Source organism: Candidatus Binatia bacterium (assembly GCA_026415395.1).
In the GTDB taxonomy this organism is placed as follows: Bacteria; Desulfobacterota; Binatia; order HRBIN30; family HRBIN30; genus HRBIN30.
Window position 1 is genome coordinate 1,080,286 of record JAOAHD010000007.1, and the last position, 24,883, is coordinate 1,105,168.

Consider the following 24,883-nt stretch of genomic DNA (forward strand, 5'->3'; position numbering starts at 1 on the left):
CCAGCGAGGTCTCGGAAGGTGCGTGCAGCCAATCGACCGCTTCGTATCGCTTACGTGATTAATGAAATGGTAGTCGGAGGGACCCAGACACACTTGCGGCAGGTCCTCCGGCTCCTGGACCGACGGGACTTTGATCCGACATTGATTTGTTTGAGCGGGCGTGGTGCTTTGCTCGAAGATGTTCGCCGTTTAGGCGTGCCTGTGTTTGCACCCGGCGCGCGTCTGGATTTTCAAGGGTTAAGTTTAGCGCGTCGTGTTGTTGCGTTAGCACGGCTTCTACGGCAGCAACGACCTGACATTGTTCATAACTACCTTTTGAGAGCCAATTTTGTGGGAAGCGTTGCCGCACGTCTGGCTCGCGTCCCGGTCGTTGTCTGCAGTACCCGCGGTTGTCATGAGCTACACGGTGCACACTTGATCGCTGCCAAAATCGGCAATGCACTGGCTGATCGCGTTATGGTCAATGCCCTGGCTGTACGCGAGTTTGTCCACGAGCATGAGGGCTGCCCTCGCGAGAAGATGTTCGTGGTCCCCAGCGGGATCGACACGGGTCGCTTTGCTCCCCTGCCTGGTAGCGGCTTTAAGTCGCGCCTGGGAATTCGCGAGCATTGCATTGTAATCGGTACCGTTACGCGCCAACGAATTCGTAAGGGCGTGGAGGAATTCGTCCGTGCCCTGGCGGAGGTCGCGCGCAAAGAGCCGCGCTTGCATGGCTTGATCGTAGGGGAGGTGGACGACACCGGCGAGCTCCGCCGGATTGTTGCGGAGTTGGGAGTCGAGGAGAAACTCACCCTTGCAGGCCGGCGAGACGATATGCCGGAAGTGTACGCAGCCATGGACTTGTATGTCCTTTCCTCGCACGATGAAGGAATGTCCAACGCGCTTCTCGAGGCATTGGCGATGGAGAAGCCAGTGGTCGCCACGGACGTTGGGGGTACTGGCGAGGTGGTCGAAGCTGGAAAAAGCGGCATCCTGGTGCCCCCGAAAGACTGGCGCGCGCTCGCGGCGGCGCTTACCGAGATGCTGAGCAAACGCCCGAGGTGGCCGGAGATGGGTAAAAGCGGCCGCGCAAGAGTGGAACAACATTTTTCTGCTCAGGCAATGGTGCGTGAAATCGAGGAGGTTTACCGGCAACTCGCAGCCGACCGCGGAGTTGTACGCGGGCAGCAGCCATTGGCGGCGTGACGGAGGAGGAAGATGGCAATTCAGGTGACCTACGTTGGCCACGCATGTATGCTCATGGAGTCGAACGGAACGCGGATTCTTATGGATCCGTGGCTCAGTGATCCGGCATACCACAATACTTGGTGGCACTTTCCAGAATTGGAAATTACGCCGCGAGATTTGGGTAGGCTCGACTACATCTACATTTCGCACGAACATGCAGACCACTTCGACCCCACCACGCTCGCGCAACTGGATAAATCCGCAACCATCTTAATCGCCCGTTATAAGAAGCGACGGTTCTACGAGCGGATTCGCGCCCTGGGTTTCGACAAGATCCAGGAGTTAGAGTTTGGCGAAACGTATTCGCTGAACGGCAGCGGTCTCACGGTGCGGCTGATCGCACCTGACCGTCCGTGGGATGACAGTGCAATCTTGGTGAAGGACAGGGATACGACGGTCCTGAACGTCAACGATTGCCATCTGGACGACACCACGCTGCGGAGGCTGGGCAACGAGGAACGGATCGACCTCGCTTTTCTCACATTCACAGGAGCTTCGCAGTATCCTGGCTGCTTCGAGTTTCCCCTGGGTTCCAAAATCGAACGTTGGCGCGCATCGAAGGAAGCACACCTGGATGAGTTCGTGAGCTGGGCTCGCTTGCTGCGAGCGCGGCAGGCGGTGCCGGCAGCAGGCAACTACGCTCTCCTGGCGCCGGAACAGCTTTTCCTCAATACTCCTAATTACGTGAACACACCCGCGGAGGCCATCCAGCGGCTGCAACAACAAGCACCCGAGGTGGAGGGCTTGCAAATGAATCCCGGGGACGTGTGGTTGCCGGATGGGGAGTTGCGACGGCACAAGCCGGCGCCAGATTGGTCTCGCCGCATGGAGATGATCGAGGAGCTAAGTCGCAGACACGCCGACCGCATTGCTGCTGGCTTTGCCTCTGAGCCAGAGGCGCCGAGGGATCTCTTCGATCATTTCCATGACTACTTTACGGGTTTGCTCCGCAGCGACCCCGGTATCGGGAAGCGCGTGAACATTGTCACTCACTGGGTGGTAGACGGTCCGCACGGGGGTGACTGGGTTGTGGACTTTACCCGCGAGCGGGACTGGGTTTACCGCGGCGTACCAAATCACTGGAATCTCCGGCTCAAATGGCCAGCCACCTTGGTGTACCAAGGAGTTGCCCTTGGAGGAATTTGGGACGACCTTGTCCTGTCCTTCCGCGTGCGCCTGGCTCGAAACCCGGATCGGTACAACAAAGAATTCTGGACTTGGCTTTGCAAACTCTGAGTAGGCGGACGTGACCGGTCAGCCAAATATCGTGCTCCTCTGTTTCGAGTGTGCTCCGAGTGGACTGTTTCCCTCCGTCTCCGAGGAGGGGCCCCACGACGAATGGTTGCGCAGTTTGGCACTGGATGGGCTCCGCTTTTCCCGGGCCTACACCAACTCGCCCGGAACGCTGGAATCCTTGGCGTCGTTGTGGACTGGTCTTTGGCCCGCTGCACACGGCGTGACTTGTGAGTCACCCACACGGCTCCTAATCGTACCGACCTTGCCCACCCGGCTCAGTAACGTCGGTTACAAAACCGTGGGGATTTGCCCAGAGACGGAACTCGCACGGCGGGCGGACATTGTGCAGGGGCTGCAGGAGTGTATCGCCCCTCGTTGGCGTGATAGGGTTGTCGAGCGTGTTCGAGCCTTTGGGCGGGCCGTGGCTGCCCGCCGCGCGGTGGGCGGTGCGCCAAGGTCGCTGTGGGTAAACTTCACATTCTTCCGTTGGCTGGACAGAACGAGCCAGCCGTTGCCGTTCTTTGCTTGGTTATTTTACCCGGTTAAACATCCTGAGAAGTCGGAAACTTCGAACCTTTTCCGCTGCGACGCGCCGATGTGTTCGAACGCCGCGCGGCATGTGCGGGACGTCGTGCGCGCTTTGCAAACCAGGGGCTTGTGGGACACCACGATTCTCGTGGTGACGGCCCTACGGGGTGCTGTAGGATCGGTGGAGGCGGATTTGGACCCGCTGGCGGAGGAATTGGTCAGAGTTCCGCTGTTCATCCGACTCCCAGAGCCAGCTCCGCGCGGCTTCGTGGTGGAAGAGTTTTGCCAGCTCAGCGATGTTAGCCCGACATTGGTCTATCGGGCTGGCGGGGTTTGGGAAGAGAATGAAAGTCGAGGGCGGGTGCTCATACGGGGCAATCGAGCCACGCCCGGGCCCGCGTGTGCGGTGGTGGAAGAGTATCGGGGCAGCATGGGATCGCCGGTAGGCGGCCAGCGCCGGCGGCTTCTGCGTACGAACCAGTTTCGCTTCGTGTGGAGGTCGGATGAAGCCGTGAAGCTTTACGAGGCGCAGGCTCCAGGTGAACAACGAGACATGGCGCTCGAACAACCCCAGACTGTTGCGTCACTGCGCGCCCAGCTGTTTGCGTGGCTGGCAAGGCAAGTGGACGGGTCCGCCCTGGAATTATTGCCATCGGAGACAAAGAACATCTTAGCCCGAAAAGGGGAATCATGATTCGGCGGAGGGTCTTGGTCATTGGTCTCGATGGGGCTCCTGCGAGTTTGCTGCTTGGTGGTACACAGGAACTATTTCCTAATCTCCACCGCTTGGCCCGTGCTGGGCAGTTCGGCGTGTTACGCAGTTGCGATCCGCCAATCACCGTGCCCGCTTGGGCGTGCATGCTGAGCGGTCGGGATCCTGGAGAGCTGGGCCTTTATGGATTTCGCCACCGATACGGTCACGGGTACGCGGACCAAGAATTGGTCCACTCAGGTTTGCTACCTCTCGGTATGCTCTGGGACTGGGTGGGAGAACGAGGTGGGCGTGTTATCCTCCTCGGCGTTCCACCCGCCTACCCCCCCCCGCGCTTGGACGGAGTGGTGGTGAGCTGTCTGCTGACTCCGGGAGGAACCCGGCCGCGCTGCGAGCCCAGTGAAACGGAATCCTTGCTCTCCACGATTGCCCCTGACTACCGATGCGACATTGCCGACTTCCGTTCCACCCCGGATGCGGTGCTCCTGGAGCAGGCCGTGTGTGCTCTCCGCGCCCGCTTCCGCGTTGCCCGCGAGCTGGCGAGGCGGGAACCTTGGGATCTCTTCGTCCTGACGGACATTGGTTCGGATCGTGTGCAGCACGGGCTCTGGGGCGCATCAGGGGACAACGGCCATCCTGGCGCGGAGGTGCATGCGTATTACCAGCAGGTCGACGCGGAAATCGGGGTATGGACGAGCGAGCTTCCTGACGACGTGTGCATTTGGATTGTCTCGGATCACGGGGCTCAGAGGTGCCGCGGGGGTGTGTTTCTGAATGAATGGCTGCGCCGTCGGGGGTGGCTCCGGCTGGTCAGCGATACTATTGGCGCCAGGTCGCTGACCCCGAAGATGGTTGACTGGCATCGCACGCGAGCCTGGGCTGAGGGTGGGTACGTCGGCCGCATTTATCTGAATGTCCGAGGTCGCCAAGCGCATGGAACCGTAGATCACGCTGACGTTGATCGCGTTTGTGAAGATTTGCGCGCAGCGCTGTGCGCAGATCTCGCCGAGCGTGAGGACGGCCGAGTGCCAATTCTGGCTAGCCGGCCTCAAGAGATTTACCGCGACTGCCGCGGATTCCCCCCTGACTTGCTCGTATACGTAGACGGGCTGCGTTGGCGCGTTTTCGGCGGTGTCGGTGTGCATCCCCTGTGGAGCGAGCAGAACGACTTTGGCCGTGACCGTGCGAACCATCATCACGACGGTGTATTCATCGCGTGGGACCCACATGCTTCGAGCTACGGATTTCGAGGAGTGCTGCCTCTGGTCTCGCTGCGTGGCTTGTGGGAACGGCAGTTACTAGGAGAGCCGGCGGAGTTCTTGGGATGAAGATTCCAAGTTTTCAGAACCGGTGGCGAAAGTGAGCTGGCCGGGAAGGCACCGTGGAAACCCTCTGGTCTTGGTTGCGCAGACAACCCCGTCACGTCCGTATTGCACTTGTGGTCATTGTTGTTGCGAGCTTGCTGCTGAATACAATCGGCATCGGTTGGGGCTTGCCAAATGACAATCGCTCGTGGTCGGCGGACGCCTTGCAACCACTTACTCCTCTCTCCGTGGGGCGTCACGTGCTCTTTGGTGACTCTTGGAACTCTGGGTGGTTTTACTTCAAGTATCCGGTGGGCCATCCGATGCTGTTGCTCGCGGCTCAAAGCCCGCTGCTCGTGGCCAAGTGGCTGACCGGAGAGCTCGGCCGCCCGCAGGCACAATACCCCTTCGGGTTTAGAAACCCCGAGAAAAGCTTAGCCGAACTGGCGATCGTGATGCGGATTGTTAGCGCGTTCATGGGCACACTGCTCGTGTTCCTGGCTTTTTGCGCCGCGGCGATATTGTTGGGGAGTGGGACGGCGGGACTTTGGGCATCCGTAACCGTGGCTGGTTTGTACCCGGTCGTGTTCTACAGTCACACGTCGAACGTCGATATTCCCTTGCTGTGTTGGTTAGCCCTGGGCTTTGTTGCCGTTCTGTGGTCGGCTCGGAACAATTCGCTGACTGCGAGCGCTGTTGGCGGCATTTCTGCAGCGATGGCGCTGTTAACGAAAGAGCAAGGCATCGGCTTCTTGCTTGCTCTTCCCTTGGTGTGGATCCTGGTGGGTACGGCGCAGCATGGCTCCGGTTCTGTATCGCTGCGGCACGCGCTGCGTCACGGCATCACCGCATTGGTCGCGTTCGTGGTCACCACGTCTATCGTGGCAAACGTGCTGTGGAATCCCTCAGGTTACTTCAACCGTTGGCGCTTTTTGATGGGAACGTTGCCAGCGGAGGTGCGGGATCGGTACGCTCCCTACCAGTTCCTGACTCAAGTGCCTCAGGAGTTTTCTTGGGCTCGCGAAGCTGCGAAGGCGGGCAAAACCGTTGCGGTGGTGGGGCACACGCTCGGACCAGTGGTGTCGCTGCTTGGTTTAGTGGGGTGCTTACTCTGGGCTTGTATGGCTGGCCGGAGCTTCCTTGCGGTGGGTATTACTGCGGTGACCTACTATCTCGTGTCGTTGCGGGCGCTGGAACTGGTACAGGTCAGGTATGCATTGCCAGCCGCTTACCTCGCCAGCCTCACCATTGGCGGCACAGGAGTTCTCTTGGAACGTTTGAACGTCCGCCCGGTCATCTCGGGGGCCATGCTGTTCGTTTGGGGCGCCATGGCGCTGGCTCCTGGTGTGGAAACGGTGCGGTTGCTCTTGCGCGATCCGCGGTATGCGGCTGAGCGGTGGTTTGCGGAGCAATGGCCTGCGCACGGTGTTCGGGCCGAGATTTACCAGCCACTGACCTACCTGCCGAGATTTCCTCAAGGCTGGGAGGTGAGGACAATCCCACTGGAGGACCGGACAAAAGAAAGATTTGCTGAACGTGCGCCAGACTTGATTGTGTTGAGTAGCGGCGGGCGAGCTGGATTGACCGGCACCTATCGGCGCGACTGGCGGCCGGGCGAGGCGTTTTTCCGCGAGTCTCCAGCCAGCATTGAATTCTTCCGCGCGCTGCGGTCTGGCACCTTGGGATATGAATTGTCGGCAACATTTGCGACGCCTACTTGGCTTCAAACTCGTATTCCAAGCTTGAATCCGACAATCAGCGTGTATACGCGAAGAAGCACCCCATGAGCGGAAGCCCAGGCGCCACACCAACGCTGTCCCTGGTTGTCCCCGTGTTGAACGAGGAGGAAACGATTCCCGTATTTTACCGAAGGGCAGTTGCGGCTTTGGAGCAGACAGGGGTGCCATTCGAAATCGTGTTCGTGGACGACGGGAGCCAGGATAACACTTTCGAGACGGCGCGTGCGCTTTCCCAAAGGGACCCGCGGGTGAAGATCATCCGGTTTTCGCGCAACTTTGGTCACCAAACTGCCGTAACTGCTGGGCTCCATTACGCCGCCGGTGCAGCGGTTGCGGTGATTGATGGTGACCTCCAAGACCCTCCCGAATTTGTTCCGCGCCTCTTCGAGAAATGGAAAGAAGGATACGAGGTTGTTTACGCGGTTCGTCGCAGTCGCAAGGAGAATGTGTTCAAGCGCGCGGCCTATCGCTTGTTTTACCGCCTGCTGCGGCGGCTGTCTTACATTGATATCCCGCTCGACTCGGGGGATTTTGCAATCATGGATCGGCGCGTGGTCGATCAACTCAACGCCATGCCGGAACGAAACCGATTTGTTCGCGGGATCCGCGCCTGGGTGGGGTTTCGGCAAATTGGTCTCGAGTACGATCGCGATGCGCGGTTCGCAGGCGAATCCAAGTACTCGCTGAGCAAACTTTTCCGCCTCGCCTATGACGGACTCATCTCGTACTCTTACGTGCCTTTGCGGCTTGCCACTCAATTCGGCTTTGTGATTAGCGCTGTGGCGTTTGGCTTGATCCTTTATCTTTTAGTATTGCGCATTGTCTACGGTGAGCGGCTCGTAACCGGTTGGACTTCCACGGTTGTCGTCATCCTGTTTTTGGGGGGAATCCAGCTCCTCTCGCTGGGGATCTTGGGGGAATACGTTGGACGGATTTTCGATGAGGTAAAGCGTCGGCCGCTTTACGTGGTGCGGGAGACGGTCGGATTCGAACGTAGTCCACATGTGGTCGAGGTCGACGCACCGGTTCGTAAGGCGTCGCACACGTAGGGAACGGATGGAGCAAGCGTTTTACGAGGAATACGCCCAAATCGAGGCGGTGCATTGGTGGTTCGAAGGCCGCCGGGCGATCTTTCATGCACTGTTAAGTCGTTTGCCGCTGCAACGGGAAGCGTTGCTTGTCGACCTGGGGTGTGGCACCGGGGCAAACTTGGCCTTTTTGTCGAGGTATGGGCGAGTCATTGGATTGGACTGGGGTGCAGCAGCCGCACGGTATTCACGGCAGCGAACTTCGCTTCCCGTTTTGCGTGGGGATGTGCAAGCACTGCCCTTGCGTAGCGGCTCAGTCGACTTAGTGACTGCGTTCGACCTCATCGAGCACATCGACGACGACAAAAGTTGCGTGGCAGAAATGGCCCGGGTCGTTCGTCCCGGCGGCTACGTGCTCGTGACTGTTCCGGCATTCCCCTGGATGTGGGGCAGGCAGGACGTGATCAACCACCACAAGCGGCGTTATCGTGCGAAGGAGCTCGTGCACTTGTTTGACGTGACAGGTTTAGAAATTCGTCGGCTCACATACCTGAATACATTCTTATTCCCGGTGGTTGCTGCGGTGCGGATCGCTCGTCGCATCGTTCCGGAGAGGAATGGTGAGTTGGTCTCTGATTTTTCGATGACGAAGCCGGGCCGGCTCAATGACTTTTTGGCCAAGCTATTCTCGCTCGAAGCGCCCTTGATTGCGCGCATGAACTTACCCGTTGGGGTTTCGCTGTTGTGCTTGGCCCAGCGGCCGGTAAAGTAAGCTGACCCATGAGAGTGAGCTGGCGCGCAGCACTCTGGTACCTCACATTCCACACCGTCTACGGGTTCGTGAAGTACCTGCCCATGCTCAGCGGCGATGTTCTCCGCTGGCTGGTGCTGAAACTCTTTCTGCGCCGGATCGAGGGTTGGGTGTGGTTTCGCGACAACGTAACCATATGGTTTCCCGAGGGCGTGAGCATTGGGAAGGGAAGCATGGTCGGGGAAAATTGCTTCTTGGACGGCTATGGCGGGCTGACCATCGGCCGCAACGTGCTGATCGCGCACAACACCTCCCTGATTGCTGAGGATCATGGATACGCGACCCGCCGGGTGCCGATTCGATTTCAACCGAAGACCGCGGCTCCCATCATCGTTGAAGACGACGTTTGGATCGGTTGCGGCGTGCGTGTGTTGAAAGGGGTGCGGATCGGCACGGGAGCGATTGTTGCCGCAGGGGCTGTGGTCACCCGCGATGTTCCCCCATATGCCATCGTAGGCGGGGTGCCTGCACGGGTCTTAGGGATGCGCCCTGACGATCTCAGCGAGGATCCCGCCGCCCTTGCGAGCGCCGCATTGGCACGACATTCTGCGTGACTCCGAGAACACCACTTCGGATCGGCTTGGTCATTGGCCAGCTCACACGTGGTGGGGCCGAAGGACAACTGGCGCAACTTGCCGCCAGGCTCGACCGTTCGAAGTTTGAACCACGTGTCTATGTTCTCTCGAGTGCTGACGAACCATGGGGCAGTTGGCTCCGTGACCACCAAGTGCCCTGCACGAAAATCTCGGGGCCAGCGGCGTTGCGAGCGTGGCGCTTGGCGCAAGCGCTGGTTCGCGATCGCATTCACCTGGTGCACGCCTGGCTGTACTTGGCAAATCCTGTGGCTGCATTCGCGGCACGTCGGGCTGGGGTGCCGCTGGTCACGGCCGCCCGCAACTGCAAGGTACAGAGCCGTAGGTCTCGGTGGGCGAATGCCCTCGCTTTTAGGATAAGCCGGCAGATTGTGGTGAACTCGCAGGACGTGGCTGATTACATTCGCCTGCATTATTGGGCGCCGCGCGAGCGAATCGTGGTGGTCCGCAACGGCATCGACACCGAGCGCTTTCGCCCCGCTTCCCAGCGATCGCTCGAGCGCCCCGTTGTGGTGACAGCAGGGAGGTTGGTGGAGCAAAAAAATCACGCACTCTTCTTGCGTGCGGCGGCCGTGGTGCGGAGCAAGCTTCCGCAGGTTTCGTTCGCCGTTGCTGGCGATGGACCTTTACGGGAAATGTTGGAGCAGCTCGCTGGTTCTCTAGGAGTAAGAGAGCACGTGACATTTCTCGGCGAGCGCGGTGACTTAGAGTCGGTTTTCCGTGAGGCCCACGTGTTTTGGCTCACCTCTCGGTGGGAAGGGATGCCCAATGTTTTACTGGAGGCGATGGCGAGTGGCTTGCCGGTGGTTGCCACTGAAGTCGGCGGCTGCCGGGAAGTTGTCGGCGACAGCCTTGGGGGTGCGTTGGTTCCGGTGGATAGCATAGCCGGCTTTGTCGAAAACACTGTACGTTGGCTCACCTCGGCAGAAAAGTTTTTTTGCGCAGCGCAAGCAGCGCGCCAGCGTGCCGAGGAGTTCGCTCTTCCACGGATGGTTGCAAGGATGGAGAAATTGTACCACGAGATACTCGAGCAATGACTGCCTGGCCGTTTGTCTCCGTCGTGATTCCGATGCGTAACGAGGGCAAGCACATCGCGCGCTGCCTCGATTCGATCTTCGCGCAGGACTACCCGCGGGATCGCTTCGAGGTCATTGTCGTCGATGGCGACTCGGATGACGACTCTCCCAAGGTTCTGGCCGGCTACGGTAACAAGATCCGGGTGCTTCGCAATGCGGCACGAATCGTTCCCACCGCGCTGAACATTGGCATCCGAGCTGCGCGGGGTGAAATTATCGCACGCGTCGATGCACACACTGTGCTCGAGCCCGACTACCTACGCTGCGGCGTAGAGGCCTTGCTGCAAACTGGAGCAGACAACGTCGGAGGGCCGATGCGAACTGCAGGCGGGGGGCCGGTGGCACAGGCCATCGCTCGGGCCATGGATTCTCGCTTCGGCATCGGGGCGTACTTTCATTTTGCCCAGGCCGATCGCGAGGTGGATACGGTGTATATGGGGATGTGGCCGCGAAAGACCTTTGAACGGGTTGGCCTTTTCGATGAAGAGCTCGTGCGCAACCAAGACGATGAGCTCAATTACCGAATCCGAAAGCTCGGCGGCAAAGTCTATTTGTCCGTAGCAATGCGCTCGTTGTATCAAAACCGCGAGAGCTACCGAGCCTTGGCCCGGCAGTTTTTCGAATACGGCAAGTGGAAAGTTCGCGTGCTGCAGAAACACCCGAGTCAGATGAGCTGGCGGCATTTTGTCCCCCCTACGTTGGTTGCCGCGGTAGTTTCGTCACTCTGCGCAGCGACGGTTTGGCCTGCCAGTCTCTATTTTACCGGCAGCGTACTAGGCTCGTACGGGCTAGCAGTGGCGGCAGCCGCGGGGGCGGTGGCGCGTAAGCACGGTACAGGTCTCGCGCCGCGAGTGGCTTGGGCGTTCGTGGTCATGCATTGGAGCTGGGGTGGTGGATTTTTATGGGGACTGCTGCGCTTTGGGCACCGTTGGTTCCAACCGGAGAACCCACCGCCGCAGCTGGGTCCACAACAGGTACCCGTGGGCGCTGCAGCGACCGGTTGATGGCCGCGCAGCTTCTCCAAAATTGAACAGTCCTGCAGGTTATGCTTTTGCGGTTGCCCAAGAACTGGGTGGGCGCGAGTAGAATCCGTCGGAGAGCGGCGAGCCTGTTGCGGCCCGAACCACAACTGGGAATGTGAAGGAGCGAAAATGTATTTGGTGACCGGAGGTGCTGGTTTCATTGGCTCGAACCTCGTGCATGCGTTAGTGGCGCGGGGGGAAAAGGTGCGTGTCCTGGATAACTTCTCGACGGGCAGTCGGGAAAATTTGGCGTCGGTTGCCGACCGAATCGAGGTGATCGAAGGAGACTTGCGCGACCCAGATACCGTGCGGGCGGCCGTTCGCGGCGTCCAGTATGTGAGCCATCAGGCTGCGCTACGGTCGGTCCCTCGTTCGGTCGATGATCCCCTCAGCACCGACGCAGTCAATACCCACGGAACGTTGCTGCTGTTGGTTGCAGCACGGGATGCCGGAGTGAAGCGGGTGGTGTATGCTTCGTCTTCCTCGGTTTACGGGGATTCCCCTGTTCTTCCCAAGGAGGAGAATCAAGCTCCGGCGCCGATTTCGCCGTATGCTGTGTCGAAACTTGCGGGGGAATACTACTGCCGCACGTTCACGCGGTTGTATGGTCTGGAAACCGTGAGCCTACGCTATTTCAACGTGTTCGGCCCCCGACAGAGCCCGGAGTCTAAGTATGCTGCAGTTGTTCCGCTGTTCATCCGCGCCGCACTGAGGGGCGAAGCGTTGATCATTCATGGCGACGGGGAACAATCGCGCGACTTTACGTACATCGACAACGTTGTCGAGGCGAATCTACTGGCCTGCACGCAACCTAACATTGCCGGAGAGGTATTCAACGTTGCCTGCAATGAACGGCACTCGGTTTTGGAAATTGCGCGCCTAGTGGGGGAGCTAGTGGGCCGGACGGTCAAAATCGAGCACACTGCGCCGCGGGCGGGCGATGTGCGGCATACCCAGGCTTCGATTGAGAAGGCTGCCCGATTGCTCCACTACAGGCCGAAGGTAGGTTTTGAGGAAGGGATGAGGCGCACAGTCGATTGGTTGCGCCAACAGTTGGAAGCCGCCTAAGAGTCTTCAAACCCTGATCCACAAGGAATCCTTTGCGCGAAGCGGCCTCATTGAAGCGGCCCTTCATTGCCGGGTCGGTTTGGAAAGACCGAGCACGGCGGCACTCAGCTAGCGGTGGACGGACGATCGTTGTGATAGAGGTAGAGCAATGCTGCGCGTGCTCTTGGTTGGCTGCGGAGGCTTTCTAGGTTCCGCTTGCCGGTACTTGGTTGCCGGGTGGGTTCAAGGGGCTTTCACCTCTTTGTTCCCGTGGGGAACCTTGACAGTGAATGCTGTGGGTAGTGTTCTCGTGGGCGTGGTCCTTGCGTTGTCGTTGGAGCGTGGTTGGTTGGGCGTGGAATGGCGCGTTTTTTTGGCAGTGGGATTTTGCGGCGGGTTCACGACCATGTCTGCATTCGGCTACGAGACCTTTACTTTGATTCGCGAAGGCAGCTTTTGGCTGGCCGGGTGGAACGTTGTCGCGAACTTTTCCGCCGCGCTGTTTGGCGCTTGGCTTGGCGTGCTGTTGGGGCGTACAATTTAGCGACGGTCGCAAAATGAAAATTATCGGGGAAGGAAAGCTGTTGAGAATTTTTGTTGGTGAGGCTGATCATGCAGAGGGCCGCCCGCTTTACGACGCGATCGTGCTCAAAGCGCGCGAACTTGGGCTTGCGGGGGCTACGGTGTGGCGCGGAATCGAGAGCTTCGGGGCCAGCAGCCGTATCCACACGGCTCGGGTACTGCGACTGTCGGAGGATCTGCCGATTGTGATCGAGATCGTGGACGCTGAGGAGAAGATTCGGCAAGCCCTTCCCGCGATCGAAGCGCTGATCGAGCAAAGTGGGGGAGGGGCGTTGGTGACGTTGGAGAAGGCCGAGATCATCCGCTACACGCCATCAGCAAACAGTTAGCCGCAAAGAAGAGGGTCCAAGGGCAACAGTCAGAACTCCCGAATTGATCTTGGTCCCTTAGCCGCGCTGCAAAGGCCGCCGCGTTGACTTGCGTGGGCCCCGCCGTTAGCGTTGCCGCCGATTCAAACGAGGGGATAGGAAGGTGAGTATTCTCGTTGACAAGAATACGCGTGTAGTGACTCAGGGAATCACTGGAGCAACCGGGCAGTTCCACACTCGGGCTTGCCGGGAATACGGGACGCAGATGGTTGCCGGCGTCACTCCCGGTAAGGGCGGCTCGGATTTCGAGGGCATTCCGATTTTCGATACAGTCGAACAAGCGGTGCGAGCGACCGGTGCCGATGCATCGGTGATTTACGTGCCGCCGCCGTTTGCGGCTGATGCAATCATGGAGGCAGCGGACGCGGGTTTGCGGCTCGTGGTGTGCATTACCGAGGGAATTCCGGTGATGGACATGGTCCGGGTGAAGCGGTATCTCGCAGGCAAGAAAACGCGGCTGATCGGTCCAAATTGCCCCGGAGTCATCACACCTGGCGAGTGTAAGATTGGAATCATGCCGGGGTACATTCATCGGCCAGGCACGATCGGGGTGGTCTCTCGCAGTGGCACGCTGACTTACGAAGCGGTTCACCAGCTCACCCAGCTCGGTCTGGGGCAGTCTACGTGCGTCGGCATCGGGGGGGACCCGGTCGCGGGGACCGGCTTCATTGAAATTTTGGAGATGTTCGAGCAAGACCCCGGCACCGAAGGCGTGATCTTGATTGGGGAGATTGGCGGCTCTGCGGAAGAAGAGGCCGCGGAGTATGTCAGGAACAATATGAGCAAGCCCGTTGTGGGGTTCGTCGCTGGAGCAACTGCGCCTCCTGGCAAGCGCATGGGGCATGCGGGGGCAATCATCTCCGGTGGCAAAGGAACCGCCGCGGAAAAGTTCCGGGCGTTCGAGGCCGCCGGCATGTTCGTCGCAAGAAGCCCGGCCGAACTTGGCAGCACCATGAAGCGTGCTTTGGAAGAGAAGGGCAAAGCGTCATCTGCTGCGCGTTGATGCGCTGGCTGCGGAGGTCCGGAGACTCGACGATGCGAGAGCGAACGTTATCGATCATTAAGCCTGACGCTGTGAAAAAAATGGTGATTGGTGAGATCGTGCGCCGCTTCGAGGCGGCTGGGCTGCGGATCGCTGCGGCGAAGATGTTGTGGCTTTCGCCGGACACTGCAGCGCGCTTCTACGCGGTTCACCGTGAGCGCCCCTTTTACCAGGACTTGGTGCGGTTCATGTCCTCGGGCCCGGTTTTCGTCGCTGTGCTAGAGGGCGAAAATGCGATCGCTCGTAACCGTGAAATCATGGGTCCGACGGATTCCAAAAAAGCCCCGAAAGGCACCATCCGGGGTGACTTCGGGACCGACGTAGAAAAAAACGCGGTTCACGGCTCCGATAGCCCTGAAACCGCGAAGTGGGAAATTGCGTTCTTCTTTAGCGAATCCGAAATTTACTGATGCGGCTTGCGCGGACCGTCCGGCGGTGTTGACGCCGCGCGCGCTCCGCGCATGGTTGGACCAACGTGGAGAGCCAGCCTACCGCGCTGAGCAAGTCTTATCCTGGGTGTACCGCAGCGGGGCGCACTCATTTGAGGAACTGACTAATGTGCCCAGGAGCTTGAGAGCAGCACTGGACCGTGACTTTCGGTGGCCGGCAGCCAGGCTGGAGACGGTGTTGCGCGCGGTAGACGATACGCGCAAACTGCTCCTTCGCTTTGACGACGGTGCCACCATCGAGTGTGTGGTAATCCCCGATCCTCCTCGCCTCACGTTGTGCATTTCTTCCCAGGTGGGATGCGGGATGGGCTGCGCGTTTTGTGCAACGGCGCGCCTGGGGTTGCGCCGTAACCTTGACAGTGCGGAGATTATCGCGCAGGTGCTCGCTGCCCGTTCAGTGTTGCGGCTGGACGAGCGGCTCACCAACGTCGTTTTCATGGGCATGGGCGAGCCGCTCGCGAATTACCAGAACCTAGTGGAAGCCATCGAAGTACTGACGGCTCCGTGGGGGTTCGATCTCTCGGGACGGCGGATCACCGTGTCTACCGTAGGGCTTTTGCCGCAAATGGAGCGTTTGGTGCGCGAGACGCCGGTGCAGCTTGCAGTGTCACTCACGGCAGCGACTGATGAGCTTCGCTCGGAGCTCATGCCTGTAAACCGTCGCTACCAACTAGAAGCGCTGATTGACGTTTGCCGCCGCCTGCCCCTGCCACAGCGTCGGCGAGTCACTTTTGAATATGTCCTTTTGGCCGGCATCAACGATCGCCCGCAGGACGCGCAGCTGCTGGCGCAACTTCTCCGCGGTGTTCGTGCAAAGGTCAATTTGATTCCTTTTAACCCCTTTCCGGGGGCGCCTTACGCTAGACCCACGGATGATGTCGTCCGCGAGTTTCAAGAGGTGTTGCTGGCGCGAGGTGTCCACACCACGGTACGGCGCAGTCGGGGATTGGAAGTGCAAGCAGCCTGCGGGCAATTGGCTTTGAGCAGCCAGGGCCAGCAGACCAGCGTGATCAACATGGACTACGGCGCACAGCGCTCGTAAGCACGGTCGGATCGGGGGCCGCGTGGCCGGAATCGGTGTGATTGTCAATCCCCATGCCGGTCGCAACCAGGCGTGGAGAGAAGTGGCGGAGCGCTTGGATGAGGCCGTGCAAGGCAAGGGCTTCGTGTTGGTGCCCCACACTTTAGAAGCATTGCAGGACGCAGCCATACGTTGTGCCCAGGAAAAAGTCGACATCGTGGCCATCTGTGGGGGAGATGGAAGTTTCTTCCGAGGCCTGTCTGCTTTGGCCCGCGTTTACGGTGCGCAACAGTTGCCCTTGTTCTTGCCGTTGCGCGGCGGATCCATGAATACCATCGCGAGGTCTGTGGGGGTGCGCCGTGGAACTCCGCCTAAGGTGCTTGCCCACGTGGTGGAGGCTTACGCTTCCGGCCGGCCGCTGCGCACAACGGAACGGCAGCTCCTTCGCATTCACGAGGACCATTACGGGTTCATGGTTGGATGCGGTGTGATCGTAAATTTCTTGCAGGTCTACTACGGGGGAAAGAGGAGGGGACCGCAAGCGGCAGCCCTTTGGCTAGCGCGGGTAATTGGCTCGGGGCTGGTGGGGGGCGAGTTGGCAAGACGCATTTTGCAAGGGTTTCGCGCCGACGTCGTATGCGATGGAGAGCGGGTGCCACACCGTAACTACAACGTTTTGTACGCGAGCACGATCACGGATATCGGCCTTGGTTTTGTCGCGACCTACTTGGCCACCCGGAAAGCTGGCTATTTTCACTTGCTCGCCGGTCAAGTGCGTGCGAGCCATGTTATCTCCCGCCTGCACCGACTGCGCGCTGGGTGCCCAATGAACATTCCGGAGCTTTACGACAACATCGCGCAGGATGTCCGGGTTGAGTTTGAGTGGCCAACCCATTACACGATCGACGGTGACATTCTCGAAGCAGCATCGCAATTGCGCCTGCGAGCAGGCCCTCGATTAACGATTGTGCAGGAGTAACACCGTTGGCGGATACGTTGCCCACCCTTGGGGTTATTGGCGGAAGCGGCCTTTACGAGATGGCCGGACTCGAGTCGGTGCAACACGTGCAACTTTCGACACCGTTTGGCCACCCGTCGGATGATTTTGTCATAGGCACTATGGGCGGCGTTCGTTTGGTCTTCTTGCCGCGCCACGGCCGCGGGCATCGGCTGCTGCCTTCAGAGATCAACTACCGCGCCAATCTCTGGGGGATGAAACATCTTGGAGTGGAATGGCTGGTTGCGGTGAGCGCTGTGGGTAGCTTGCGCGAGGAGATCCGGCCAGGGCACTTGGTTGTGCCCAATCAGTTTATTGATCGTACTTCGCGACGCCCAAGCACGTTTTTTGGCAGTGGGATCGTTGCCCACGTGAGTTTCGCAGACCCGGTCTGCCCGGAACTGGCGGCGTTGGTGGTGGAGGCCGCTCGCAGTGCGGGAGGGACTGTCCACGACAGTGGCACGTATCTCTGCATGGAAGGCCCGCAGTTCTCCACCCGTGCGGAGTCGCACCTTTACCGGCAGTGGGGTGCACACGTAATCGGGATGACCAATGTACAGGAAGCGAAGCTTGCTCGGGAAGCAGAAATTTGTTTCGCCACCCTGGCGTTGGCGACCGATTATGATTGTTGGCACGAGTCGGAAGCCGATGTGGCCATTGGGGATGTGCTGCGAATCCTGCAACAAAATGTTTCCTTAGCTCGCGCGGTGATTACAGCCGTAGCGAGCTGTTTGCCGTTACCGCGCCGGTGCGTATGTGCAAACGCGTTAGAGCATGCTGTCATCACCGATCGCAGTCGCATTCCGGAGCACCTGTGGCACGATTTGCGGCCGTTGTTGGCGAAGTACTCGAAGCAGTGGCAGAGGGGAGACGAGTGAGCATTTTGGTTGTTGGTTCCGTGTTCATGGACAGCCTGGAGACGCCCTACGGTTCGGTGGACCGCACAGTGGGTGGATCGGCGACATATTTTTCCATAGCCGCGAGCTTTTTTACGCCGGTTCAAATGGTTGCTGCTGTCGGAGAGGATTTTCCCGAGGAAGAACGGGCCTTTCTGCATCGGCGGGGGATTGATCTGCGCGGGCTTGAAACGCGGCCGGGGAAAACCGGATTTTGGCGTGGGCGTTACCACGAGGATATGAACAAGCGCGACACTTTGGAGTTGCAGCTCAACGTCTTCGGGGACTTTCGCCCCCAATTACCCGACAGTTATCGCGACGCGCAGTATGTCTTCTTGGCCAACATCGACCCCGAATTGCAAGGAGAGGTTCTGGATCAACTCACCGCTCCCGGCTTGGTCGGCTGCGACACGATGAACCACTGGATCGCTAACGCCCGTCCGGCACTGGAACGCCTCCTCGACCGAGTGGACGTGTTGATCATCAACGACGAAGAGGCGAGACAGTTGAGTGGGGAAGCGAATGTGGTCAAGGCGGCTCGCCGCTTGCTGCAAATGGGCCCGAAGCGCGTACTGATCAAACGCGGCGAGTACGGAGTGATTCAGTTTTCCCCCGACTCTGTGTTTGCTGTGCCTGCTTTCCCGTTAGAGCAGGTGTTCGATCCGACCGGTGCCGGGGATACATTTGCCGGCGCCTTCATGGGCGCATTGGCACGATCTAGGAGTCGATCGGAGCGCGCCCTGCGCGAAGCGATTGTTTACGGGAGTGTGGTTGCCTCCTTTGTCGTCGAGGACTTCGGCCTGGCACGATTGAAAACATTGACTTGGGAGCAAATCGAACGCCGCTATCGGCAGTTTGTCAGTTTGACAAACATTGACGGGGCATGAAAGCGGAGATTTCTGCTGTCCTGCCCGTCTACAACGAAGCGCTGAACCTCGAGCCGCTGCACCGAGAGCTGATCGCGGTTTTAGAACGCTTGGGCAGGCCCTTTGAAATCGTTTACGTCGACGATGGCAGCACGGATGGCAGCGCAGAGCTGCTCGATCAGTTCAGTTCTGATGACCGTGTGCGAGTGATTCACCTTGCGCGGAATTACGGACAAACCGCTGCCCTTGCAGCGGGCTTCGACCAAGCAACTGGCGATGTGGTGGTCACCCTGGACGCGGATGGTCAAAACGACCCGAGAGAGATCGGAAAGCTGTTGGCAGAGATTGACCGTGGCTTTGACCTGGTGGTGGGTTGGCGTTGGCCGCGTCAGGATCCGTTTTGGACGCGGCGCCTTCCGTCCATGTTTGCCAATTGGTTAATCGGCCGAATCACGGGCGTACGGCTGCATGACTATGGATGCACGTTAAAGGCGATGCGGAGAGAAGTGGTGTCCGAGCTGCGGCTATATGGGGAAATGCACCGCTTCATCCCAGCCTTGGCGGCCGAGGTTGGTGCTCGAATTGCGGAAATTCGTGTGCGGCACCGCCCGCGGCAGGCTGGGAAATCGAAGTATGGTCTTTCGCGCACTTGGAAAGTGCTGCTCGACTTAGTGGCGGTGAAGTTTTTAACCGGTTATTCAACGCGCCCCATCCAAGTGTTCGGCTCCCTCGGGCTCATATGTGGATTGGTTGGCATCGCGATTATTGGTGCGCTTGGATTCCAGCGCCTGGTTCTGGGGGTGCCCTTGGCAAACCGGCCGCTTGTCCTGTTGGGAATCTTGCTGACGGTGGTGGGCATACAATTCGTCAGCATGGGTTTGTTAGGCGAGTTGTTGGTGCGCACATACCATGAGTCGCAAGGAAAACCAATTTACCGTTCGCGTCGCGCGTCTCAGAGCCAACACTTGCGTTGACCTGTTAAGGCAAGCGGGCTACAGGAGCGCCACTTTAAATTTCGGTGGCGCCCCAGTGCTTGTGCTGACTGCCATTCGCCCGTCGTGCTCAGCATTCCAAAAGCTTCCGTAGGAGGTTTCATGAAACTCTGCGTCATTGGCACGGGCTATGTGGGTTTGGTGGCGGGGACGTGTTTTGCGGAAAGTGGCAACGACGTCATTTGTGTCGATGTCGATGCCGCAAAAATCGAGCGGCTGAAGCGCGGCGAGGTGCCGATTTACGAACCCGGCCTGGAAGAGTTGATTCGCCGCAACGTCGCGGAAGGTCGCCTTTCGTTTACGACCGAGTTGGCAGACGCCGTGCGCAAGTCCCTGCTGTGCTTCATCGCAGTCGGAACTCCGCAGAGCGATGATGGCAGTGCCGACCTCGGTGCCGTCATCCGTGTCGCCGCGGAAATTGGCGAAGCGATGGACGGGTATCGTGTGATCGTGACGAAAAGCACCGTGCCAGTGGGGACATCCGAGCGCGTCCGGCAGGTGATTGCCTCCCGCACGAAGCATCCCTTCGACGTCGTCTCCAATCCCGAGTTTCTCAAGGAAGGTGCCGCCATCGAGGACTTTATGAAACCCGACCGGGTGGTCATTGGGACGGACAGCCCCCGCGCCCGCGAGCTTTTGCAGGAACTGTATGAGCCTTTCGTCCGTACAGAACAACCGATCTTATTCATGAGTGCGGCAAGTGCCGAAATGACCAAGTACTGCGCGAACTCGATGTTGGCAGCCAGAATCTCCTTGATGAACGAGTTCGCTAATTTGTGTGAAAAAGTTGGGGCGAATATCGACGACGTCCGTCGAGGCGTTGGCTTTGACCGCCGCATTGGACAGCATTTCCTCTTTCCGGGCGTCGGGTACGGGGGATCCTGCTTTCCGAAGGATGTGAAGGCTGTCATCCGCACGGCGGAGCAGCACGGTCTCGATTTTCGGATGTTGCGTGCAGCCGAAGAGGTGAACGAGCGGCAAAAGCGGTTGCTCGTGGAGAAGGTGAAAGAGCACTTTGGGGACTACTTGCGAGGGATGCGGTTCGCGGTTTGGGGGCTAGCCTTTAAGCCGCGTACGGATGACATGCGGGAGGCTCCCTCGATCACGATTATCGAGGCGCTGCTCAAATCGCATGCGGAGGTGCACGCTCACGACCCGGAAGCTCTCGCAGAGGCGCGGAAGATTTTTGGGGACCGAATCCATTATCACCGCGTGAACTACGAAGCCTTGCGCGGAGCGGATGCGCTCCTGATCGTAACGGAATGGAATGAATTCCGTCGGCCGGATTTTGACCGCATGAAGTCCTTGATGAAACACCCGGTCATTTTCGATGGGCGCAATATTTATGATCCGGACGACATGCGGGAACGGGGCTTCGTTTATTACTCGGTCGGGCGACGACCCGTGAAACCCTAATGGCAAGGATCCTCATTACTGGAGGCGCTGGTTTCATTGGCTCGCACTTGTGCGATCGCTTGCTGGCCGAGGGGCACGAAGTGATCGCGATGGACAATTTCTTCACGTCGCACCCGCGCAACATTGCGCACCTTCTGGGTCACGAGCGATTTCGCTTTGTCAAGCACGACGTTACCGAATACATCTACATTGATGGGCACCTAGATGCCATCCTCCACTTGGCTTCGTTACCGAGCCCGGTAGATTACTTGCGGGAGCCGATCAAAACGCTCAAGGTCGGCGCGCTCGGTACCCACAAGGCGCTTGGATTGGCACGCAAGCATAAGGCCAAGTTTCTGCTCGCTTCGACCTCGGAGGTCTACGGCGACCCGCAAGTGCACCCGCAGCCGGAGACATATTGGGGGAATGTGAATCCAATCGGCCCGCGCGGCGTGTACGACGAGTCGAAACGATTCGCCGAAGCGATGACCATGGCGTACCACCGGTACCACGGGATCGACACACGCATCGTGCGCATCTTCAACACCTATGGTCCCCGAATGCGCGCGGACGACGGGCGTGTGGTCACGAACTTCATCGCACAAGGTCTCCGCGGCGAGCCACTGACGGTGTACGATGACGGCTCGCGCACGCGCAGCTTCTGCTACGTGAGCGACCTGGTCGAGGGTATGGTACGTCTATTGGAGTCACCCGTGGTGGAGCCGGTCAACCTGGGCAACCCGCAGGAAATGACGGTGTTGGAGTTCGCGAAGGTGGTCCAAAGATTGACCGGTGGTCGGTCCGATATTGTGTTCGTGACACCGAAGGACGAGCGCACAAAGGACGATCCGCACATCCGACAGCCGGATATCTCCCGTGCCCGGTCGTTGCTTGGCTGGGAGCCGCGCGTGCCTTTGGAGGAAGGGTTGCAGCACACGATTGATTACTTCCGCGCGCTCTTGGGTCTGGAGGCCAGATGAAAATCCTCGTAACCGGCGGAGCAGGCTTTATTGGCTCACATGTGGCCGAGGCGTTTATGCGCGAAGGCCACCGCGTCATTGTCGTGGACGATTTGTCCTCCGGGCGAGCGGACAATCTCCCACAGGGGGTACGGCTCGAGGTCATGGATATTCGTTCCGAGCAAGTGGCGGACTTGATCGCCCGGGAACAACCCGAGGTGCTGTGTCACCATGCTGCGCAAATGGACGTGCGCCGGTCAGTGGCGGATCCGCAGTTCGACGCTTCCGTGAATATTCTCGGGCTTCTCAACTTGTTGGAGGCGGGTCGCCGAAACGGACTGAAGCGGGTCCTGTTCGCCTCGACCGGGGGGGCAATTTATGGAGAACAGCAGGTTTTTCCCTGTCCGGAGACGCATCCGACCAATCCGGTAAGTCCTTACGGTGTGGCCAAGTTGGCCAGCGAGAAGTACCTGCATTTCTATGCGGAAGCGTACGGTATTCGCTGGACCGCGTTGCGGTATGCCAATGTATACGGGCCGAGGCAAAATCCACACGGCGAAGCTGGGGTGGTGGCAATTTTCACTGAAAAGTTGTTGCGCGGGGAGCAACCGGTCATCAATGGCGATGGGAAGCAAACCCGCGATTACGTTTACGTTGGTGACCTGGTCCGCGCAAACATCCTGGCATTGCAAAGCGATTATTGTGGCCCGTTGAATTTGGGTACCGGGCGGGAAACGGATGTGAATACCTTGTTTCATCTCCTTTGCCGCGCCTGTGGTGTGGAGCGCCCGGAAGTGCACGGTCCGGCAAAGCCAGGCGAGCAGCGCCGGAGCTCCATCGATAGCACTTTGGCCGCGCAAGTGTTGGGCTGGCGTCCCGAAGTCGCACTCGAAGACGGGCTTCGCCGGACTGTAGAGTACTTCCGCAGTCGATTGCAGCATCCGGGTGCATAGCCGCCGCGCTCGAACGTTCTTCGGGCGGAAACTCGCGCTGACTGTGCGCCGGCCGGGGTCGAAGCGCGAGGGGACACATCCGCGCAGGGTCTACTGGCTTGCACGTGGATGTCTGGGGCGGCTACTCAAGTCAGTTCGACAATACGGAAGCTTATTCGCCTGATGGATCCGCGTCGCATTCGCAATTTCTCGATTGTTGCGCACATAGATCACGGCAAGTCCACGCTCGCGGACCGTTTGCTCGAATACACTGGTGCCATTAGTGAGCGCGAGCGCACCGACCAGGTTCTCGACAGCATGGACCTGGAACGGGAACGGGGGATCACGATTAAGGCTAGCGCTGTGCGACTCCGGTACGTGGCGGACGACGGGGCGGAGTACACGCTGAACCTGATCGATACTCCGGGCCATGTGGATTTTAGTTACGAGGTATCGCGCAGCCTGGCGGCTTGCGAAGGAGCCTTGCTGGTTGTCGACGCGGTGCAAGGAGTGGAAGCCCAAACGCTAGCGAACGCCTACCTCGCTTTGGACAACAACCTCGAGATCATCCCGGTGATTAACAAAATCGACCTGCCCGGAGCTGATCCGGACCGAGTACGCTCCGAAATCGAGGATATTATCGGGTTGGACGCCTCCGAGGCGATTCTGACGAGCGCGAAGCTGGGGACCGGGACCAAAGAAGTTTTGGAGGCTGTAGTGCAGCGGATCCCGCCACCAAAAGGGGAGTTGGAGGCTCCCCTGCGCGCGCTGATCTTTGATAGCTGGTTCGACCCGTATCACGGCGTTGTGATGATGGTCCGAATATTCGATGGGTCGATTCGCAGGGGGCAGAAGATTCAACTGATGGCCACCGGTCGAACGTACGAAGTGCAGCGCGTAGGGGTGCTCACTCCACGGGCTCAACAGGTGGAAAGCTTGGGCGTGGGGGAGGTGGGTATTGTCATGGCGGGCATCAAAGAAGTGCACGAGACACAAATCGGCGATACCGTGACCGACGCGGCACGCCCTGCAACGAGCCCTTTGCCAGGCTTCAAGGCAGTGAAGCCTATGGTATTTAGCGGGCTCTACCCTTCGGATTCCGCTCAGTACGAGCTCCTACGCGATGCGGTAGAGAAGTTGCGGTTAAACGATTCATCGTTCTCGTTCGAACCGGAAAATTCTTTGGCCCTCGGTTTTGGTTTTCGGTGCGGCTTTCTGGGCCTCCTGCACATGGATATCGTTCGGGAGCGTTTGGAGCGTGAGTTTGGCTTAGATCTCATTACCACCGCCCCAACCGTTGCCTATCGGGTGACGACGACAAAGGGCGAGGTGCTCACGGTGGATAGTCCGTCCAAGCTGCCGCCGGAGCAGGAAATTGCCTCTATCGAGGAGCCGGTGATTTTAGCTTCGATTCACGTCCCCGAGACCTACCTCGGGGCCGTGCTCGCGCTCTGTGAGGAGAAACGCGGCCGACAGCGTGAACTGAAATTCCTGGGGCGCGGGCGCTTCCTCGTGGTTTACGAGCTGCCGCTCAATGAGATCGTTCTTGACTTTTACGACCGCTTGAAGTCGGTGAGTAAGGGCTATGCATCCTTGGACTATGAATTTCTGGAGATGCGTCCAGCAGACTTGGTCAAGCTCGATATTCGCATCAACGGCGAGCCTGTCGACGCGCTGTCGCTGATTGTCCATCGCGACCGAGCCTACCAGCGCGGCCGCGAACTGACGGAAAAGATGCGAGAGCTCATTCCGCGGCAGATGTTCGAAGTGGCAATCCAAGCAGCAATTGGCAGCCGCGTGATTGCTAGGGAAACGGTCAAGCCGCTGCGGAAAAACGTTACCGCGAAATGCTACGGGGGCGACATTACGCGCAAGCGGAAGCTGCTCGAGAAACAAAAGGAAGGAAAAAAGCGTATGAAACAGCTCGGGCGAGTCGAAATCCCGCAGGAGGCATTTTTAGCTGTGCTCAAGGTGGAAACCGGGTGAGAGGCTAACACCCTTGCAGCGAGTCGTCGCTCCGGCGCGCTTGCGCACAAGGGGTATTGCTCGGATCGAAGGTGG

At 59.0% G+C, this 24,883-nt stretch carries 24 protein-coding genes; all 24 read left to right on the forward strand.

Annotated elements, in window-relative coordinates:
* Positions 1–18 precede the first annotated feature (18 nt).
* The 24 genes from N3C12_09145 (at position 19) to lepA (ending at position 24,808) form a co-directional block, all read left to right on the forward strand.
* Entirely contained in the window at positions 19–1,185 is a 1,167-nt protein-coding gene (locus N3C12_09145) for a glycosyltransferase (GenBank protein ID MCX8072602.1), read from the forward strand.
* 12 nt (positions 1,186–1,197) lie between these two features.
* Positions 1,198–2,463, forward strand: coding sequence for an MBL fold metallo-hydrolase (locus N3C12_09150; GenBank protein ID MCX8072603.1), 1,266 nt, complete (start codon positions 1,198–1,200; stop codon positions 2,461–2,463).
* Between the two features lie 10 nt (positions 2,464–2,473).
* Positions 2,474–3,685, forward strand: coding sequence for a sulfatase-like hydrolase/transferase (locus N3C12_09155; GenBank protein ID MCX8072604.1), 1,212 nt, complete (start codon positions 2,474–2,476; stop codon positions 3,683–3,685).
* A complete protein-coding gene (locus tag N3C12_09160) occupies positions 3,682–5,031 on the forward strand; it encodes an alkaline phosphatase family protein (GenBank protein ID MCX8072605.1) in 1,350 nt (449 codons plus the stop codon). Before N3C12_09155 ends, N3C12_09160 begins: the two co-directional genes overlap by 4 nt.
* Positions 5,032–5,084: 53 nt before the next feature.
* A complete protein-coding gene (locus N3C12_09165; GenBank protein ID MCX8072606.1) occupies positions 5,085–6,794 on the forward strand; it encodes a phospholipid carrier-dependent glycosyltransferase in 1,710 nt (569 codons plus the stop codon).
* A complete protein-coding gene (locus N3C12_09170; GenBank protein ID MCX8072607.1) occupies positions 6,791–7,795 on the forward strand; it encodes a glycosyltransferase family 2 protein in 1,005 nt (334 codons plus the stop codon). The genes N3C12_09165 and N3C12_09170 overlap by 4 nt, the downstream gene beginning before the upstream one ends.
* 7 nt (positions 7,796–7,802) lie before the next feature.
* On the forward strand, positions 7,803–8,546 hold the full coding sequence (locus tag N3C12_09175) for a class I SAM-dependent methyltransferase (GenBank protein MCX8072608.1): 744 nt from the start codon (positions 7,803–7,805) through the stop codon (positions 8,544–8,546).
* A gap of 83 nt (positions 8,547–8,629) precedes the next feature.
* Complete coding sequence (locus tag N3C12_09180; GenBank protein ID MCX8072609.1) at positions 8,630–9,139, forward strand: acyltransferase; 510 nt, start codon at positions 8,630–8,632, stop codon at positions 9,137–9,139.
* Positions 9,136–10,215 (forward strand): glycosyltransferase, encoded by a 1,080-nt coding sequence (locus N3C12_09185; protein MCX8072610.1) that lies wholly within the window; start codon positions 9,136–9,138, stop codon positions 10,213–10,215. The genes N3C12_09180 and N3C12_09185 overlap by 4 nt, the downstream gene beginning before the upstream one ends.
* Complete coding sequence (locus N3C12_09190; protein MCX8072611.1) at positions 10,212–11,258, forward strand: glycosyltransferase family 2 protein; 1,047 nt, start codon at positions 10,212–10,214, stop codon at positions 11,256–11,258. The genes N3C12_09185 and N3C12_09190 overlap by 4 nt, the downstream gene beginning before the upstream one ends.
* 147 nt (positions 11,259–11,405) lie before the next feature.
* Complete coding sequence (locus tag N3C12_09195) at positions 11,406–12,344, forward strand: SDR family oxidoreductase (GenBank protein ID MCX8072612.1); 939 nt, start codon at positions 11,406–11,408, stop codon at positions 12,342–12,344.
* A gap of 148 nt (positions 12,345–12,492) precedes the next feature.
* Positions 12,493–12,867, forward strand: a complete 375-nt coding sequence (crcB, locus tag N3C12_09200; protein ID MCX8072613.1) for a fluoride efflux transporter CrcB — start codon at positions 12,493–12,495, stop codon at positions 12,865–12,867.
* A gap of 13 nt (positions 12,868–12,880) precedes the next feature.
* A complete protein-coding gene (locus N3C12_09205) occupies positions 12,881–13,234 on the forward strand; it encodes a DUF190 domain-containing protein (GenBank protein MCX8072614.1) in 354 nt (117 codons plus the stop codon).
* 142 nt (positions 13,235–13,376) lie between these two features.
* Positions 13,377–14,276 carry a succinate--CoA ligase subunit alpha gene (gene sucD, locus N3C12_09210; protein ID MCX8072615.1) on the forward strand — a complete coding sequence of 300 codons (900 nt, stop codon included), beginning with the start codon at positions 13,377–13,379 and terminating at the stop codon, positions 14,274–14,276.
* Positions 14,277–14,308: 32 nt separating this feature from the next.
* Positions 14,309–14,725 (forward strand): nucleoside-diphosphate kinase, encoded by a 417-nt coding sequence (ndk, locus tag N3C12_09215; GenBank protein MCX8072616.1) that lies wholly within the window; start codon positions 14,309–14,311, stop codon positions 14,723–14,725.
* Between the two features lie 25 nt (positions 14,726–14,750).
* A complete protein-coding gene (rlmN, locus tag N3C12_09220) occupies positions 14,751–15,806 on the forward strand; it encodes a 23S rRNA (adenine(2503)-C(2))-methyltransferase RlmN (GenBank protein ID MCX8072617.1) in 1,056 nt (351 codons plus the stop codon).
* 22 nt (positions 15,807–15,828) lie between these two features.
* Positions 15,829–16,764, forward strand: coding sequence for a diacylglycerol kinase family protein (locus N3C12_09225; GenBank protein MCX8072618.1), 936 nt, complete (start codon positions 15,829–15,831; stop codon positions 16,762–16,764).
* Positions 16,765–16,769: 5 nt separating this feature from the next.
* Positions 16,770–17,660 carry an S-methyl-5'-thioadenosine phosphorylase gene (mtnP, locus tag N3C12_09230; GenBank protein MCX8072619.1) on the forward strand — a complete coding sequence of 297 codons (891 nt, stop codon included), beginning with the start codon at positions 16,770–16,772 and terminating at the stop codon, positions 17,658–17,660.
* Positions 17,657–18,565: a PfkB family carbohydrate kinase gene (locus tag N3C12_09235; protein MCX8072620.1), complete on the forward strand. Its 909-nt coding sequence runs from the start codon at positions 17,657–17,659 to the stop codon at positions 18,563–18,565. The genes mtnP and N3C12_09235 overlap by 4 nt, the downstream gene beginning before the upstream one ends.
* A complete protein-coding gene (locus N3C12_09240; protein MCX8072621.1) occupies positions 18,562–19,518 on the forward strand; it encodes a glycosyltransferase family 2 protein in 957 nt (318 codons plus the stop codon). The genes N3C12_09235 and N3C12_09240 overlap by 4 nt, the downstream gene beginning before the upstream one ends.
* Before the next feature lie 120 nt (positions 19,519–19,638).
* Positions 19,639–20,952 (forward strand): UDP-glucose/GDP-mannose dehydrogenase family protein, encoded by a 1,314-nt coding sequence (locus N3C12_09245; GenBank protein ID MCX8072622.1) that lies wholly within the window; start codon positions 19,639–19,641, stop codon positions 20,950–20,952.
* Positions 20,952–21,911, forward strand: coding sequence for an SDR family oxidoreductase (locus N3C12_09250; GenBank protein ID MCX8072623.1), 960 nt, complete (start codon positions 20,952–20,954; stop codon positions 21,909–21,911). Before N3C12_09245 ends, N3C12_09250 begins: the two co-directional genes overlap by 1 nt.
* A complete protein-coding gene (locus tag N3C12_09255) occupies positions 21,908–22,843 on the forward strand; it encodes a GDP-mannose 4,6-dehydratase (GenBank protein MCX8072624.1) in 936 nt (311 codons plus the stop codon). The genes N3C12_09250 and N3C12_09255 overlap by 4 nt, the downstream gene beginning before the upstream one ends.
* Positions 22,844–23,005: 162 nt before the next feature.
* Complete coding sequence (lepA, locus tag N3C12_09260) at positions 23,006–24,808, forward strand: translation elongation factor 4 (GenBank protein ID MCX8072625.1); 1,803 nt, start codon at positions 23,006–23,008, stop codon at positions 24,806–24,808.
* Positions 24,809–24,883 lie beyond the last annotated feature (75 nt).